Raw genomic sequence first — 15,456 nt, 5'->3', positions numbered from 1 at the left:
CCTCCGGATCAGGTCGGGGACGGCGGGGAGGTTCCCCTCACCCCACCACGAACGGCACCGCCCCGATCGGACACCCGGAAGGTCCGGCGATAAGCCGACGGCGAGGTCCGCATGGCCTTGGTGAAGTGGTGGCGGTAGGTGACCGCCGTGTCGAACCCCACCGCCCGCGCGACCTCGTCGATCGAGGCATCCGTCGTCTCCAGCAGGCCGAGGCTGGCCTGAACGCGCTGGGCGATCAGCCACCGGATGGGGCTGGTGCCCGCGCACCGGGCGAAGTGCCGCAGGTAGCTCCTGGCCGACATGGCGGCCCGGCGGGCCAGCGCCGCCACGGTGATGGGCTCGGCGAGGTGCTGCACCGCCCACGTCATGCTCTCGGCGATCCGGCCGTCCTCCGGAGCCGGTGCCACCGCCGCTTCGACGTACTGCGCCTGCCCGCCGTCGCGGTGCGGCGGGACCACCAGCCTGCGGGCGATCGCGTTGGCGACAGCGGCACCGAAGTCCTGCCGGACGATGTGCAGGCACAGATCGAGCCCGGCGGCGCACCCGGCGCTGGTCAGGACGTCGCGATCGTCGATGTAGAGCGGGTTCGGATCGACCTCCACCCGCGGGTACCGGCGGCGCAGCAGATCGGCGTAGCGCCAGTGCGTGGTGGCCCGGCGGCCGTCGAGCAGGCCCGCGGCGGCCAGTGCGAAAGCCCCCGAGCAGATCGAGACGATGCGCGCACCCCGCTGGTGCGCCAGGCGCAGGGCGGCGACGAGCTCGGGCGTCGGCTCGGCGGTCACGTCGGACACGCTCGGGATCACCACGGTCCCGGCTCGCGCCACCACGTCGAGACCGTGCGGAGTGGACAGCGTGGCACCGCCGACGACCCGCACCGCGCCCGGCCGCTCCGCGCAGATGGTCAGCTCGTACCAGTCGACGTCCAGTTCCGGCCAGCGCAGCCCGAAGACCTCGGTGACGATGCCGGTCTCGAACGCCGACATGCCCTCGTAGGCGAGGACGGACACCGTCGGCCCCATGTGGCGGTATCTTAGCGGTACGTGGCACCAGCGCCACTCGTGCGAGCGCGACCAGCGCGGCAGCCTTGACCCATGTCCGACTGGCACCTGTCCCGCACGTTCGACTCACCGCAAGGCGCGATCCGCTGGGACTCCTTCGGCTCCGGCCCGCCGATCGTCCTGCTGCACGGCACGCCGAACTGGTCGTTCATCTGGCGCGGCGTGGTCGAGCACCTGTCGCCGCAGCACCACGTGCACGTGTTCGACTGGCCGGGATTCGGCCGCTCGGACCGCTTCGACGGCCAGAACATCTCGTGGGACGAGCAGGCCCGCCGGCTTCCCGAGCTCTTCGCGCACTGGAACCTCACCGCACCGACCGTGGTGGCCTTCGACTTCGCACCGATCTTCGCCCTGCGAGCACACTTCTTCGAAGGCCTCGACGTCGGAGCGTTCGTCTTCGCCGACGCGGCCGTCATCCCGCCGTTCATCACGGACTTCTCCCGCCTGGCGCGGGAGAACCAGGGCACGATGCGCCGGCTGCCGACGCACATCGCCGAAGGGATGATCGCCGCGCACCTGGCGCAGACCACGCACCGCCCGATGCCGCCGGAGGTCTTCGAGGCCTACATGTCGCCCTGGCGCGGCGAGGAAGGCGTGGCGGCGTACTGGCGCGCGGTCGCCCGCTACGACGAGGACATGGCGGCGCCGCTGGTTGCCCGGCTCGACCGGCTCACCGTGCCGGTGCGGCTGCTGTGGGGCTCCGACGACGCGTGGTTCCCGCCGGAGAAGGCCCGCGAGCTCGCCGCAGCGCTCCCGGAAGCCGAACTCAGGTTCATCCCCGAAGCGGGCCACTTCTCCCCCGAGGACAACCCCCGAGCCTTCGCCGAAGAACTCCTCGCCTTCGAACGAGAACTCGGCCGCACAGCCGAGCAGCACGGCTAGGGTCGGCCCGTGTCCGACTGGGAGCAGTTCCTCGACCGAGTTCCGTGGTTCGGCGAAACCGCCGTGGCGGGCGAGGCGAAGCCGTGGTCGCGCGGGCCGGTACCCGGCTTGCCCGCGCTCTCGGCCCTGCTCGAATCAGCGACCGTCACACCGGTCTCCGACGACGGGGAGTCCTACGAGCTGCTGGCCTGGGGGCCGCGCGACGACCGGCGAGGATGGCTCTGCCGCCCGCCTCAGCAAGCGGGAGCCGAGGAGTTCCACCCGGTCCACCGAGCCTTCTGGGCCGTTTGCGGCGGGATCACCGAGTGGTTCGGCGAACCCGGCTCCTGGTGGCGCAACCAGGACGAGGTGCTCACCGCCGACGTCGCGCAGATCCGGCTCGCGGAAGTGCTCGAAGCCAGCGCGCTCTGGGACGGGCACGACATCCCCATCCAGCCCGACGAGCACTACGTCGTCGCGGTCGAGGCCAACGGCAACCTGACGCTGGTCCACCGCCAGAGCGGTCGGCTCCTGCTCTTCGCCCAGGACCACGCGTTCACCGGGGTGAGGCCCCTGCCGGGCTGCCCATCCCTGCTCGCCATCGACGACGTACCCGACCTCACGAGGTGGATCGAAACCTGCGCCGCCACCCGGCAACCCTGACACCGGCACCCGGGCCGGTGCGGACCGCACGAACGCCTCAACGACCCTCCGCCCGTGCCCCGCAGTCTGCCCGTGGGGACCTGTTCCGCGGTGTTCGGCACGTGGTTGACAAGAAGGGCGCTCTCACACCCTCGATCAACCCACTCCAGGAGGCGATCATGCCCGCATACGACAGGCTGGAACGGAAAGATCACGCGGACCTGCGTGCTTCCGGTTCGGAAGGCGCTGCCCGCGCGAACGGGGTGCCGGTCCCGCATCCAGCGCACCCGGCACCGGACGCGGTGCCGGCCCTCCAACGCAGCATCGGCAACGCCGCGGTGGTCAGGCTTCTGACCGAGCGGCGCGAGACGGTGGGCCCTGCCGTCACGCGTACCGACTCCGCGAGTCCGGCACACGGCGGTGCGAACGTTCCGGTCCAGCGGGAGATCAAATGGCATCGACAGACGGGAACCGACCTGGTGGCGTTCGGTCAGAGCTTGAGCGGCCTGGTCGAGCTGGCGGCGCAGACCGTTCTGCACAACGCCGATAGCGTCCCGGTCGGCGGAAGCGGTCACATCGATCGGTGGCACACCGCGTACCGGACGTATCTGGAATCGGGCAAGAAGGATACCGATCTGGTGCACGCCAGGTTCGGCTACGCCGTCGAGGCCGTCGTCCAGAGCTGGCTGGAGACGGACAAGAAGCTCGACCACCTCCTGCCGGATGGGTACACGATCGACTTCCAGGTGGGATCGGGGAATACGCGACCCGACATCCGCCTGCTCGATTCGAGCAAGAAGGCGATCGCCTGGTTCGACGTCACCTCGACCGAGCAGGTGAACCACGTCCTCAAGAAGGACGGCTCAGGCTGGACCACCAAGGACTACGTCGCCGAGGTGATGTACCCGAAGCTGGATCTCAGCAATCTCAGCCCCAGCGATTCCGGCCCCGCAGGCGCGGCGAAGCGCCGGGGCCAGGCGAAGGACAAGCAGCAGCGGAAGGAGCAGCGGATCCAGGCCCTCGGGAAAGCCACCCGGGAGGTCTACGACTCCATGACCGCGACCAGCGCCAAGGACAAGCAGAACCACTTCGAGGTGGAGATGGGGAAGAAGGTCGGGGACGGTGCGAAGCTCGCCCCAGCGGCCGCGAAGGCACTGCTGTCGAGACTCAACAGGGCTGGCTACCAGCGACCCGAAAAGATCACCGGCAAGGGCAGGACCGAGACGACCACCTGGCCGACCGCCTTCGGATACAGCAAGGTCAAGTTCGGCCAGGGCGGCGGGAAGGCGGCGGACGAATTCCTCGACAAGTTGGCGCTGGACACCGGCATGGCCTCCCTCTCCTTGTCGTGAGCACCCGCATCCACCCCGTGATCGCCGAGCGGCTGATCACGGGGTGGATGGCGCTCGGCGATCAGGGCTTGAAGTAGGCCTCGATGTCGATGTCGTGGTTGTTGGCGACCTTCACCCAGCGGGTGTGGTCCTTCTTCCCGTACACCGTGACCGGGCCGTTCTCCTCACCGTCGTTGTTCCACTGGACGTGCATCTCGTAGCCCGGGTCGATGCGGAAGGTGTCGGTATCGGCGTAGGCCGACTCGTGCGAGTGCTCCCCGGGCTTGAGGTCCTGGTACGGGTGCTTGTCCGAGGGCTTGCCGCAGATCCACTTCACCTTCTTGACCGTCCCCGCGGGGTCGTCGCCGCACCAGTCGCGCCCCACCTTCACGTCCCGGTGCGAGCGGTTCTGGATCTCGCTGCAGCCGCCCCACCCGCACTCCTGGCCCCGCACGTCGGCGCCGGCCTGCGCCGGGACGACCCCCAGAGCCAGCGCCGCCGCGGCGAACGCCCCTGCCGCGATCGCCTTCGCGACCTTGCTGGAATTCATGCGCTGATTCCCCATCGTGATTCCCCATCAACAGTTTTCCGGGCAGTTCGCCCAGGTGTTCTGAAGCCCCAGCGAGACCGCTTCCCCCAGGAACTCCAGCGGACGCCATGAATCTTGCCGAGCACCGGATGAGGGCCGCAACGCGATTTCTGTCGAAATAGAGTGAATGGGATTCCAAACCCGTTCTGAACAGGGAGTTCAACGCGTCCCGGGATGCGCGGGACGCATTTCCCAACCCCATCTCGACACGACCCGAGCCGCCCTCGCGAGAAATCGGAGAATCGCACCCCGGCAAACCCAGCACGAAAATGCAGACGCGGCGTCACCCAATCGAGGAAAGGCGCATCATCCAGCTCGATGGTGGCCGAATGGACGTTCGCCAACCGCAGATCCGACCCGGTCGCTGCGAAGGCGGTGGCGAGCTGCCCGAACCGCTGCGCACCCGCATCCGCGACCTCGGGCGATCAGCTCGACAGGTCCGCGAACATGCCGGGGTCGTAGGAGCCTCCCCGCATGCGCGTGATCACGCCGAGCCGGTTGGCGGCGTTGATCATCGCGATCAGGGAGACCAGCGCCGCGAGCTGATCGTCGTCGTAGTGCTCGCGCACCTGGGCCCAGGTCTCGTCGGAAACCCCCTGGTGGGCGTCGGCGAGCCGGGTGCCCTCCTCGGCGAGCGCCAACGCGGCCCGCTCGGCCTCGGTGAACGCGGTGGACTCGCGCCAGGCTGCGACCAGGTTGATCCGGACCGCGGTCTCACCGGCGCGCGCCGCCTCCTTGGTGTGGACGTCGACGCACCAGCCGCAGCCGTTGATCTGGCTGACCCGCAGCTCGATCAGCTCCAGCAACGTCTTCGGCAGCGCCACCTCCTGGATCGCCAGGTTGACGCCGTAGATCCGCTTGCTGATCTTGGCGCCGAGCTGGTTGGTCATCAGGTTGATGCGGGGTTCCATCGCTTCGTCCTCACTCGTGGAACGCGGGCCGCGCGGTTCGCGGCATCGTGACGCCCATGGAGAAGCCGCCCACCCGGGCTCTGTGACAGGGCAGCGGCGTGACGCAGGTCACCAGGTTCGGCTGTCACAAAGCGGCCTCGTGCGGCTTCTCGTGCACAACGCGGTTGACCTCGACCGCACTTCGAGTTGCAGGGTCGGGCCATCCGCCCGGAAGCGAACGGACAGGAGCCGGGAATGAACGAGGGCACCGCCGCGCACGACCGCACGGACCCCGCCACCGCGGTGTTCGTCGCCCACCGGAACCTGCTGTTCACCGTGGCCTACGAGATGCTCGGCTCGGCCGCCGACGCCGAGGACGTCCTGCAGGAGACCTGGCTGCGCTGGACGGGAGTCGACCTCGGCGCGGTGCGCGATCGGCGCGCCTTCCTGGTGCGGATCACCACGCGCGAAGCGCTGACCCGACTGCGCGCACTCCGCCGCCGCAAGGAGTCCTACACCGGCCCCTGGCTGCCGGAACCGCTGCTGACCGCCCCCGACGTGGCCGAGGACGTCGAGCTGGCCGACAGCGTCTCGATGGCGATGCTGCTGGTGCTGGAGACGCTCGCACCGACCGAGCGCGCCGTGTTCGTGCTGCGCGAGGTCTTCGACCTCGGCTACGACGAAATCGCGGGCGCCGTCGGCAGAACACCGGCTGCCGTCCGCCAGATCGCCCACCGCGCGCGCAACCACGTCACCGCGCGCCGACCACGCGGGAACACCTCCCCGGCCGAGGCCCGCGACGCGCTCGAAGCGTTTCGGCTGGCGGTCGAAACAGGCGACGTGCAACGCCTGCTCGACGTCCTCGCACCGGACGTCGTCCTGCTGACCGACGGCGGCGGAGTCGTACCGGCCGCACTGGCACCCGTCGTGGGCGCCGACCAGGTCACCCGCGTGCTGAACCGGCTCACCGCGGCTTCGCTGCGGCCGATGCAGATCAACGGACAGCCCGCACTGCTCATCGAGCTGACCGGAAAGGCCGATTCCGTCCTGGCGGTGCGCATCGACGACGGCCTCATCACCGGCCTGTACGCGGTGCGCAATCCGGAGAAGCTGGCACGCATCGACCTCGAAACCGCCATGCGCCGCTGAGCTCCGAAAATGCGTTGCCGCGGTTGAGAAACCGCTGCTACCGTCGCGCCAGCGCGAGAGACGCGTGATCACCGGATGGGGAGGTTGATGAATATGGCCGTCGTCGGCCCTCTTCAGCATGCCCTCATCCGGGCCGCGCACTAGTCGAAGCGCGGTCCGGGTCGTTCAACGACCAGGAGAAGCACGTGTCCTCTTCACCCGCCGATCTGATCACCGAGCGGCTCGTCCTGCGGACCTGGACCGCGGACGAGGCCACCGCGGTCCTCGACGGCACCCGGTCCCCGCACTGGGCGGCCGACTTCCCCGCCGAAGGCGATCGCGTGATCGCCGGTCTCCTCGGCGAGAACCCCGCTTGGCTCGGTGCGCACGGCCACCGCCTGGTCGTCGAGCGCGCGAGCGGTTCGGTGGTGGGCTCGATCGGCCTGTTCTGGCCGCCCAATGACGGCGTCCTGGAAATCGGGTACGGCATCGTGGCCTCTCGCCGCGGTCGCGGCTACGCCACCGAGGCCGCCCGCGCCCTGGCGGAGTTCGCCCTGACCGCACCGGATGTCCACACCGTGTCCGCCGGTGTGGAGCTGTCGAACCCGTCCTCGGTCCGCGTCCTGGAGAAGGCCGGTTTCCGCCGCTGGACCACCGACGGGAGCACCGCCCGGTTCAGGTTCACGCTGGACCCGCGCTGAAACCAGGGGCCCTGGAAGCGATGCCTCCAGGGCCCCTGGCCTAACGGTCCTCGATCCGGGCGAGGAAGAAGTCCCGGACGTCCGCGGCGAACAGCTCCGGCACCTCCATCGCCGCGAAGTGGCCACCGCGCTCGAACTCCGACCAGTGCCTGATGTCGTGCAGCCGCTCGGCCAGCGGTCGCACGGACAACGTGATGTCGTGCGCGAACACCGCCACGCCGACCGGCACCGGGCACGGCTCGGTCCGCCGCTGGGCCTCGCGGTGCATCCGCGCCGAGGACGCCGCGGTGGCGGTCAGCCAGTACAGCGAGATGCCGGTCAGCATCCGGTCGTCGTCGATCTGCGAGCGAGGGTCGGTCCACTGCGCGAAGCGCTCGGCGATCCAGGCCAGTTGACCCACCGGCGAGTCGGTCAGCGCGTAGCCGATGGTCTGCGGTGTGGCGGCCTGCAGGGCCTGGTACGGCGGACGGTTCGCCATCAGCTGCCGCACCTTGCCCAACCGGACTTCGTCCACTTCGGAGAGTTCAACGCCGGGATCCGGCCGGGTCGGCAGGTAGTTCACGTGCACCCCGACGACCCGCTCGGGCGCCACCGCACCGAGCGCCAGCGAGATGCCCGAACCGAAGTCGCCGCCCTGCGCGCCGTAGCGCTCGTACCCGAGCGACCGCATCAGCTCGGCCCAGGCCCGCGCGACCCGCACGTAGTCCCAGCCGCGCTCGCGGGTCGCCCCGGAGAAGCCGAAGCCGGGGATGGACGGGATCACCAGGTGGAAGTCGCGCGAGAGCGGCTCGATCACGTCGAGGAACTCCAGGAACGAACCGGGCCAGCCGTGGGTGAGCAGCAGCGCGAGCGCATCCGGCTTCGAGGACCGGACGTGGACGAAGTGGATGTGCTGGCCGTCGATCTCGGTGGTGAAGTGCGGGAGCTCGTTGAGCTCGGCCTCGTGCTCGCGCCAGTCGTAGCCGGTGCGCCAGTGCTCGGCCAGTTCCTTGAGGCGCGCCAAGGGGAAGCCGTAGTCCCACCCGGCGTCGGCGATCTCGTTGGGCCAGCGGGCGCGGGAGAGCCGGTCGTTCAGGTCGTCGAGATCGGCCTGGGGAACGTCGATGCGGAACGGCGTGATCATGGTCCTCGCTCCAGGGGTCATCCGGCCGGGATTTTCGTTGGCTTCGCCAACGTTGGCCGCGCCAACTGTACATAAATTCGTTGGCTTGGCCAACGATGTAAGGTGGGCACCGTGGAGAAGACACCCGCCCGCCTGACCGCGAAGCCGAGCTGGCTGCTCAGCCAGCTGGCGGTGCACGGCGCGCGGTTGGTGACCGACGGCTTCGCCGAGGCAGGCGCGCGCGGCTACCACTACCGGATCCTGGCCGCGCTGGACGAATTCGGAGCAGCCAGCCAGGCCGACCTCGGCCGCCGGTGCAACATGGACCGCAGCGACGTGGTGGCCGCGATCAACGAACTCGCCGAGCAGGGCGCCGTCGAGCGGGCTCCGGACCCGGACGACCGGAGGCGCAACATCGTGACCGCCACCGAGACGGGCACCCAGCAGCTGCAACGCCTGGACCGAGCGCTCGAGGAAGTGCAGGACGACCTGCTCGGACCGCTCCCGGCGGAGGACCGCCAGACCTTCACCCGCCTGCTCGCCCAACTGCTCGCGCACCACCAGCGGCGATGAAGCGGAAGCCGCGAATCACGCGGCACCACCGCTGACCGGGCAGTGGGCTCAGGCGCCCTTCACACCGCCCGAGATGCGGGCTCCGATGCCGTCGAGCAGGAAGCCGAGACCGATGCGGAAGGTGTCGTCGGCGTCCAGGTGGGCAGCATCGCGCACCACCGCGGCCATCGCGGGGAACCGGCCGGTGGCGAAGGTTCGCTCCAGGTAGGGCCCGAGCGAGGCCTGCCAGCGCTTCTCGTCCATCCCGGTGGCCCGCTCGGCACGCCGCTCGGCGATCTCCCGGCGCACCGCGCCGATCACGTACGCGTTGACCGCGGCGACCACCGGCATGACCGCGTCCACCTCGACGTCGCCCAGCGCGGCCATCACGGCCTCCCCGCTGGCCAGCGCGTGCGGCCCGAGCTGGGGTCGGCCGCCCAGCAGATCGGCGAGCCATTCGTGCTCGTGCGCGGCGCGCCGAGTGGCTTCGGCGAGCGACCGGAGCACCTCCCGCCAACCGTCTCCGACCGGCCGGATCTCGGCGTGGACGGCGTCGACCATCAGGTCGAGCAGCTCCTCCTTGCCCGCGATGTAGCCGTACAGCCGCATCGGGCGGACGTCCAGCGCGGTGGCGACCTTGCGCAGCGAGACCGCATCCAGCCCGTCCGCGTCGGCCAGCCGGATCGCTGCCAGCACGATCCGCTCCCGGCTCAACGGGGCCGGCGCGGGTCGATTCGGCGGTTCCGGCCTCTCCCACACCAACATGCCGCTGACAATACATTGCATCGCTCGATACAGTGTATCGATACGTACGGTGTATCGAGGAGGGGCCATGACCATCGCCATCGTCGGAGCGGGCTTGGGCGGCTTGACCCTCGCCCGGGTGCTGCACGTGAACGGCGTCGACGCCGTCCTGCACGAACGGGAACCGTCGCGCGACGCGCGCGGCCAGGGCGGCATGCTCGACATCCACTCCGGCCAGCGGGCGCTGCGCGAGGCCGGTCTGATCGACCAGTTCCACGCGATCGCCCGTGGTGAGGGCCAGGACATGCGCCTCCTCGAACCGGACGGAACCCTCCTGCACCAGGAGGACACGCCCGACGACGCCCCGCTCGAACGACCCGAGGTCGACCGCGCCGACCTGCGCGACCTGCTGCTGGACTCCCTCCCCGAAGGCGCCGTGCGCTGGGGGCACGCGTTCGAGTCCGCCGCCGACGGCGTGCTGCACTTCGCCGATGGCAGCAGCGCGACGTACGACCTGCTGGTCGGCGCCGACGGAGCGAACTCCCGGGTCCGCGCACTGCTCACCGACGCCCGCCCGGCGCACATCGGCCAGAACGTCGTCGAAGTCGGCATCCCCGACGTCGACCGCACGCACCCCGACCTCGCGGCGATGGTCGGGCGCGGCAACTACTGGGTCCTCGGCGACGACATCTCCCTGGCCGCGCAGCGCAACGGCGACGGCCGCGTCCGCATCGGCATCAGCTTCTACCACACCGCCGAAGACTGGTTGGCCACCAGCGGAATCCCGTTCGACGACCCGCCCGCCGCCCGCGCGCGGCTGATCGACCTGCTCCCCGGCTGGAACCCGCGGTTCACCGCGCTGATCGCGGCCTGCGACGACGCGGTCGTGCCGCGGCCGATCACCACGCTGCCGGTCGGCCTGACCTGGCCGTCGAAGCCGGACGTCACGCTGCTCGGCGACGCCGCCCACCTGATGCCGCCGGTGGGAGAGGGCGCCAACATGGCACTGCTCGACGGAGCCGTGCTCGGCCTAGCGCTGGCCGCGCACCCGGACGACTTCCCCACCGCCGTAAGAGAATACGAACGCGAGATGTTCGAACGCACCAGCGCGGCCGCCCGGATGTCCGCGGATCTGCAGGAACTGCTGATGTCACCGGACGCCGCCCAGAAGATGCTCGAGTTCTTCCAACCGGGCTGAATCCGGCGCCGGCTTCTGGGCTGCCGGATCCCGAGCTCGCACAGCCGTCCCGCCGCGTCGAAAAGCCTTGGACCGCTGGGCCGGTTCTCGACAGGATGGCAGCTGATCACGCCCCGCCGAGAGAGGCTTGCTGGTGAAGGTGTTCCTGGAGACGGATCGGCTGGTGCTCCGCCGGTTCACCGAGGCCGACGCGGACGACCTCGTCCTGCTGGACAGCGATCCCGAGGTGATGCGCTTCCTCACCGGGGAGCCGACGCCGCGCGCCGAGATCGAGGAGGAGGTGCTGCCGAGGATCCTGCGCGACTACGACCTGGGACCGGCGGGGCGCTGGGCCGCGCTCGAGCGGTCCACGGGCCAGTTCGCGGGCTGGCTCGCCCTCCAGCCACCGGAGGACGGCAGCGTCGAGGAGGTGGAACTCGGCTACCGGCTCAAGACCTCGGTCTGGGGCCGCGGATACGCCACCGAAGGAGCCCGGGCGCTGATCCGGAAGGGATTCGCCGAACTCGGCGTGCAGCGGGTGTGGGCCCAGACCATGGCGGTCAACACCGCCTCCCGCCGCGTGCTGGAGAAGGCCGGTCTGAGGCACGTGCGGACCTTCCACCTGCACTTCGACGACCCGCTCCCGGGCACCGAGCACGGCGAGGTCGAGTACGAGCTGCTGCGCCCCGACTGGACGAGTCAGGGAACGAGGAACCGGGTCGCGGACTCCCGGAACTGAGCGACGAGCGGGCTGCGGTCGTCGGCGCGGCTGGCGACGACCACCTGGCAGGGTTCGATTCCCTCGACGGGGACGGTCGTGAGATCGTCCCGGAGGGCGCAGCGCCGGTCGTTCGCGGGCACGAGGGCGACGGCGCGCCCATCCGCGACGACCTCGAGCTTGTCCTCGAAGGTGTCGACGAGCATGGGGCCGAGCGGAGCCCGGCCACCGTCCGGGCGGGGATCGAGCCGCCAGAACCCGGTCCAGACCGCGGCCATGCCGACACAGGCCACGAGGGGTTCGTCGGCGAAGTCCTCCGGGCGCACCGACTCCCGCCCGGCAAGACGGTGCGATGCGGGCACGAGGAGCGCCCTGGGTTCGTCGTAGAGGGTGGTCACGCGCAGGTCGTCGGCCGGGATCGGGAGCGGCGTGCGGGCGACGAGCACGTCGACTCGACGGTCGGGCAGGGCACCCGTCTCGTCCCAGTCCAGGTGACGGGTGCGGACGTGGGCGTCGGGACAACGGCGGCGAAGCTCCCGCACCGCGGGTGTGATGACGAGGTCCTCGACGTATCCGACGGTGACCGCGCGCGGCGGCGCAGCGGCGCGTGCGGTGTGCACCGCCCGATGGGCGGAGTGCAGGAGTTCCTGTGCGCGGGGGAGGAATGCCGCGCCCGCGGCGGTGAGACTGCTGCCCTGGGTGGTGCGCTCCAGCAGGCGCACCCCGAGGGCGTCCTCCAGCCGCTGAATCTGGCGGCTCAGCGAGGGTTGAGCGACGTGCAACGCCGCTGCCGCCCGGGCGAAGTTCAGGTGCTCCGCGACGACCGTGAAGTACCGCACCAACCGCAGATCGAGGTCCGAACCGAGATCGAGCGCCGGAGCGGGCGAGGCTTCGTCGGACACCCGGCCACTCTACGCGTGATGCCGATCCTGCATGACGGGGTGCGAAACAGGTCTTGGACGCCCAGTTCGCACCGCTGTTGACTCGATCTCGTCCCGCCGGGGCACGAGAACCAGCAATCGAGAACAGGGGATGTCCGACATGGGCAGGTACGAGGACAAGCACGTCGTGATCACCGGAGGCAGCAGCGGCATGGGCCTGGCCACCGCGCGGCTGCTCGTCGACGAAGGGGCGCGCGTGCTGATCACCGGGCGCAACCAGGCCACCCTGGATGCCGCCCGCGATCAGCTCGGCGAGAACGCGATCGCGGTCCGCGGCGACGCGTCGTCGCTGCCCGACATCGATGCGCTGGCCGACCGGGTGAAGGCCGAGTTCGGCACGGCCGACGCCCTGTTCGCCAACGCCGGGATCAACGGCTTCGCACCGTTCGAGGCGACGACCGAGGAGCTCTTCGACGAGCTGCTCACCATCAACGCCAAGGGCCCGTACTTCACGGTGCAGAAGCTCGCTCCGCTGCTGGCCGAGGGCAGCGGCGTCGTGCTCACCACGTCGGTGGCGAACGTGCTGGGCCTACCGATGCTCAGCGCGTACGCGGCCAGCAAGGCCGCGCTGCGCTCGATGACCCGCAGCCTGGCCCGGGAACTGCTCCCGCGGAAGATCCGCGTCAACGCGGTCAGCCCCGGCCCGATCGACTCCGGGATCCTGGAGAAGTCGATGCCCCGGGAGGCGGCCGAGCAGACCAAGGCGCAGATGGCTGCGGACAACCCCATGCTGCGCATGGGCACGCCCACCGAGATCGCCAAAGCGGTCGCGTTCCTCGCGTTCGACGCCACCTACACCACGGGAGCCGAACTCGCCGTGGACGGCGGCGGCTCCCAGCTCTGATCGTCGCTCCCGAGGCCGACGGGAGAGCCGGGACGCGGTGAATCGCGTTCCCCGGCCTGACGATGGCGTCGATCGCCCGGCCGCTGACAGGGCCCGTCAGCGGGCGAGCCTCGCGCGGGCGTCGTCGGTGAGCGGGGTGAAGAAGTTGACCAGGTTGCCGTCGGGGTCGCGGAACAGCAGGGAGCGGTTTCCCCACGGCATGGTGGTCGGCTTCTGCACGACCTCGGGAGCGACAGCCAGGCTCGTCAGCCGTTCGTGCTCCCGGTCGACGTCCTCGACGAGGAACTCGAGGATCGCGGTCCGGTTCGACTCGGGTACGGCCGCCCCGGCGCTGAACAGCGCCATCGTCTCGGCACTGCCGATGGCCAACGTGCACGACGGGCCCACGAGCTCGGCGAACTGCTCGGCGGGCCGCCGCGCAGCGAGCCCGGTCACCTGCTCGTAGAACTCGACGAGACGGGCGACGTCGTTGGTGATGACGCGGACGGAGACGAGCTGCACGGTGGATCCTCTCTGCGGTGGAGGGCGCGCCCTCCGGGGACACCGGACACGCTAGAAGCAATAGTGGACAGGATCCGCCCGGTATTGGGAGGATTCTGCGCGTGACTCGGCCGATCGCCCGCGTGCTGGCACTGCTGGAGATCCTCCAGAGCGGAGGTACCCGGACCGTCGCCGAGCTCGCCGAGCGCCTCGACGTGGACGAGCGCACCGTCCGCCGCTACGTCGACCACCTCCTCGACCTGGACATCCCGGTCCGCTCGGTGCGCGGGCGGCACGGCGGGTACCGCCTGTCCCCGGGCTACCGGATGCCGCCGCTGATGCTCACCGACGAAGAAGCGCTCGCCGTCCTGCTCGGTCTGGTCGCGGGCCGGCGCGCCGGATTGCTCAGCACCTCGGTCGCGGCCGCCGAAAGCGCGGTCGCGAAAGTCCGCCGAGTGCTGCCCGAATCCGTCGGCCGCCGACTCGACGCGCTGCTGGAGGTCGCCGACTTCACCGCACCCGCACGACCGGCGCTCACCGCGGAAGCCGAGGTCCTGCTCACCGTCGCGGAGGCAGCGCGGGACCGCCGCCCGGTCGATCTCGGCTACACCGCAGGCCACGGCGGCGCCAGCGAACGCGTCGTCCACCCGTACGGGATCGTGGCCCACTCCGGGCGCTGGTACCTGACCGGCTTCGACTCCGCCAGCGAGCAGGTCCGCACGTTCCGCGTCGACCGGATCACGACCGTCGAGCTGCGCGCCGGAACGTTCGACGTACCAGCCGGATTCGACCCGGCCCAACGAGTGCTGACCGCGATCGCCGAAGCACCGCACCAGCACGAGGTATCCGTGCGGATCCGATCGACGCCCGAACAGATCCGCGCCGTCTTCCCACCCTCCGTCGCCGCGCTGGAGGAGATCAACCCCGGCACGCCCTGGGTCCGGGCCCGAATACGCGCGCAACGGCTCGAATGGATACCACCCCTGCTCGCCGCACTCGACCGACCCTTCGTCGTCGAACAACCCGACGCCCTCCGCGACCTGGTGCGCGCACTGGCCAACCGACTCGCCGACGCACTGGATCGGACCGGCTCAGCACAGGTCGAGGAGGACGAGAGTGCTCTCCTCGGCCTCGGCGTGCCCGGTTTCGATGAGGTCGGCGGCACGGCCGAGGAACGCGGCGAGTGACGGCGCTTTCGGCTCTCCCAGGTCTGGCGCGTTGGGACGGAACACGACCTGGCCCACCGTGCCGCGCTCGCCGGGATCCAGGTCCAGGAAGTAGCAGTCGCCCTCGAACGCGAGGAACGGCAACCACGACTCCGACCACACGGTCCACCGGTAGTAGGCGGGTTGCGCTACCGGCTCGGCCATGTCGCCGACCACCTCGGTCAGCATGCGGTGCATCTCGATGATCTCGTCGACGGTCAGGAAGTGGTGGAAGTTGAGCGGGCCGTGCAGGTGGTCGGGGTCGTCCTGGCCCGCTGATGCGCGCAGCAGTGCGCACAGGTCAGCTGGCAGCACGAGTCCGGTCGCGGTGGCGAGCCGGTCGAGCTCGTGATCGGTTGCGCCGGGCAGGAACGGCGCGGTACCGGGTAGTCGCCGCTCGAGGACAGCTCGCAATCGCGCGAACTCGCGGGCGGTGTGGTTCATGGGGCCAGCCTGCCAGGCGCGAAGGAAGTCAGTCGTGAGCTCCTACGCG

18 protein-coding genes are annotated in these 15,456 nt (G+C 70.2%); 10 read left to right on the top strand and 8 right to left on the bottom strand.

All coding sequences use genetic code 11. From position 1 onward, the window contains the following. Window positions 1–8: 8 nt before the first annotated feature. A complete protein-coding gene (locus OU416_RS11965; RefSeq protein WP_270926962.1) occupies window positions 9–1,019 on the bottom strand; it encodes a helix-turn-helix domain-containing protein in 1,011 nt (336 codons plus the stop codon). 72 nt (window positions 1,020–1,091) lie between these two features. Between OU416_RS11965 and OU416_RS11960 the strand changes: the two genes are divergently transcribed. The 3 genes from OU416_RS11960 (at window position 1,092) to OU416_RS11950 (ending at window position 3,913) form a co-directional block, all read left to right on the top strand. Further along, window positions 1,092–1,940, top strand: a complete 849-nt coding sequence (locus OU416_RS11960; RefSeq protein WP_270926961.1) for an alpha/beta fold hydrolase — start codon at window positions 1,092–1,094, stop codon at window positions 1,938–1,940. Window positions 1,941–1,949: 9 nt separating this feature from the next. After that, window positions 1,950–2,582: a hypothetical protein gene (locus OU416_RS11955; protein ID WP_270926960.1), complete on the top strand. Its 633-nt coding sequence runs from the start codon at window positions 1,950–1,952 to the stop codon at window positions 2,580–2,582. 158 nt (window positions 2,583–2,740) lie between these two features. After that, complete coding sequence (locus OU416_RS11950) at window positions 2,741–3,913, top strand: hypothetical protein (RefSeq protein WP_270926959.1); 1,173 nt, start codon at window positions 2,741–2,743, stop codon at window positions 3,911–3,913. Between the two features lie 61 nt (window positions 3,914–3,974). Here OU416_RS11950 and OU416_RS11945 read toward each other — a convergent pair whose 3' ends face one another. Both OU416_RS11945 and OU416_RS11940 read right to left on the bottom strand, forming a co-directional pair. Further along, window positions 3,975–4,442: a hypothetical protein gene (locus tag OU416_RS11945; protein WP_270926958.1), complete on the bottom strand. Its 468-nt coding sequence runs from the start codon at window positions 4,440–4,442 to the stop codon at window positions 3,975–3,977. Window positions 4,443–4,906: 464 nt separating this feature from the next. Then, window positions 4,907–5,392: a carboxymuconolactone decarboxylase family protein gene (locus OU416_RS11940; protein WP_270926957.1), complete on the bottom strand. Its 486-nt coding sequence runs from the start codon at window positions 5,390–5,392 to the stop codon at window positions 4,907–4,909. Between the two features lie 234 nt (window positions 5,393–5,626). Here OU416_RS11940 and OU416_RS11935 point away from each other — a divergent pair, with 234 nt between their 5' ends. Together OU416_RS11935 and OU416_RS11930 are read left to right on the top strand one after the other, a co-directional pair. After that, entirely contained in the window at window positions 5,627–6,520 is an 894-nt protein-coding gene (locus OU416_RS11935) for an RNA polymerase sigma-70 factor (RefSeq protein WP_270926956.1), read from the top strand. Window positions 6,521–6,705: 185 nt separating this feature from the next. Beyond that, complete coding sequence (locus OU416_RS11930) at window positions 6,706–7,200, top strand: GNAT family N-acetyltransferase (RefSeq protein WP_270926955.1); 495 nt, start codon at window positions 6,706–6,708, stop codon at window positions 7,198–7,200. A gap of 40 nt (window positions 7,201–7,240) precedes the next feature. Here OU416_RS11930 and OU416_RS11925 read toward each other — a convergent pair whose 3' ends face one another. Continuing rightward, window positions 7,241–8,323: an epoxide hydrolase family protein gene (locus tag OU416_RS11925; protein WP_270926954.1), complete on the bottom strand. Its 1,083-nt coding sequence runs from the start codon at window positions 8,321–8,323 to the stop codon at window positions 7,241–7,243. A gap of 111 nt (window positions 8,324–8,434) precedes the next feature. On the opposite strand from OU416_RS11925, the gene OU416_RS11920 reads away from it, so the two are divergent. Then, window positions 8,435–8,875 (top strand): MarR family winged helix-turn-helix transcriptional regulator, encoded by a 441-nt coding sequence (locus OU416_RS11920; protein ID WP_270926953.1) that lies wholly within the window; start codon window positions 8,435–8,437, stop codon window positions 8,873–8,875. A gap of 48 nt (window positions 8,876–8,923) precedes the next feature. Here OU416_RS11920 and OU416_RS11915 read toward each other — a convergent pair whose 3' ends face one another. Then, complete coding sequence (locus tag OU416_RS11915; protein ID WP_270926952.1) at window positions 8,924–9,619, bottom strand: TetR/AcrR family transcriptional regulator; 696 nt, start codon at window positions 9,617–9,619, stop codon at window positions 8,924–8,926. Window positions 9,620–9,686: 67 nt separating this feature from the next. On the opposite strand from OU416_RS11915, the gene OU416_RS11910 reads away from it, so the two are divergent. Further along, on the top strand, window positions 9,687–10,796 hold the full coding sequence (locus tag OU416_RS11910) for an FAD-dependent oxidoreductase (RefSeq protein WP_270926951.1): 1,110 nt from the start codon (window positions 9,687–9,689) through the stop codon (window positions 10,794–10,796). 133 nt (window positions 10,797–10,929) lie between these two features. Beyond that, window positions 10,930–11,514 (top strand): GNAT family N-acetyltransferase, encoded by a 585-nt coding sequence (locus OU416_RS11905; protein ID WP_270926950.1) that lies wholly within the window; start codon window positions 10,930–10,932, stop codon window positions 11,512–11,514. Here the strand turns inward: OU416_RS11905 and OU416_RS11900 are convergent. Further along, the gene (locus OU416_RS11900) at window positions 11,475–12,395 is read right to left on the bottom strand and encodes a LysR family transcriptional regulator (protein ID WP_270926949.1); all 921 of its coding nucleotides are present in this window, start codon (window positions 12,393–12,395) and stop codon (window positions 11,475–11,477) included. The genes OU416_RS11905 and OU416_RS11900 overlap by 40 nt on opposite strands. A gap of 139 nt (window positions 12,396–12,534) precedes the next feature. Here OU416_RS11900 and OU416_RS11895 point away from each other — a divergent pair, with 139 nt between their 5' ends. Next, a complete protein-coding gene (locus OU416_RS11895) occupies window positions 12,535–13,278 on the top strand; it encodes an SDR family oxidoreductase (RefSeq protein WP_333779632.1) in 744 nt (247 codons plus the stop codon). Window positions 13,279–13,374: 96 nt separating this feature from the next. Here OU416_RS11895 and OU416_RS11890 read toward each other — a convergent pair whose 3' ends face one another. Further along, entirely contained in the window at window positions 13,375–13,779 is a 405-nt protein-coding gene (locus OU416_RS11890) for a VOC family protein (protein WP_270926947.1), read from the bottom strand. Between the two features lie 101 nt (window positions 13,780–13,880). On the opposite strand from OU416_RS11890, the gene OU416_RS11885 reads away from it, so the two are divergent. Further along, window positions 13,881–14,945 carry a helix-turn-helix transcriptional regulator gene (locus tag OU416_RS11885; RefSeq protein ID WP_270926946.1) on the top strand — a complete coding sequence of 355 codons (1,065 nt, stop codon included), beginning with the start codon at window positions 13,881–13,883 and terminating at the stop codon, window positions 14,943–14,945. On the opposite strand, the gene OU416_RS11880 is transcribed toward OU416_RS11885, so the two are convergent. Next, complete coding sequence (locus tag OU416_RS11880) at window positions 14,850–15,407, bottom strand: SMI1/KNR4 family protein (protein ID WP_270926945.1); 558 nt, start codon at window positions 15,405–15,407, stop codon at window positions 14,850–14,852. The genes OU416_RS11885 and OU416_RS11880 overlap by 96 nt on opposite strands. Window positions 15,408–15,456 lie beyond the last annotated feature (49 nt).

Origin of the sequence: Saccharopolyspora indica (genome assembly GCF_027853965.1) — a bacterium.
In the GTDB taxonomy this organism is placed as follows: Bacteria; Actinomycetota; Actinomycetes; order Mycobacteriales; family Pseudonocardiaceae; genus Saccharopolyspora; species Saccharopolyspora indica.
Note: the sequence above shows the minus strand (reverse complement) of the source record. Positions and strands in the feature narration are given on the sequence as shown.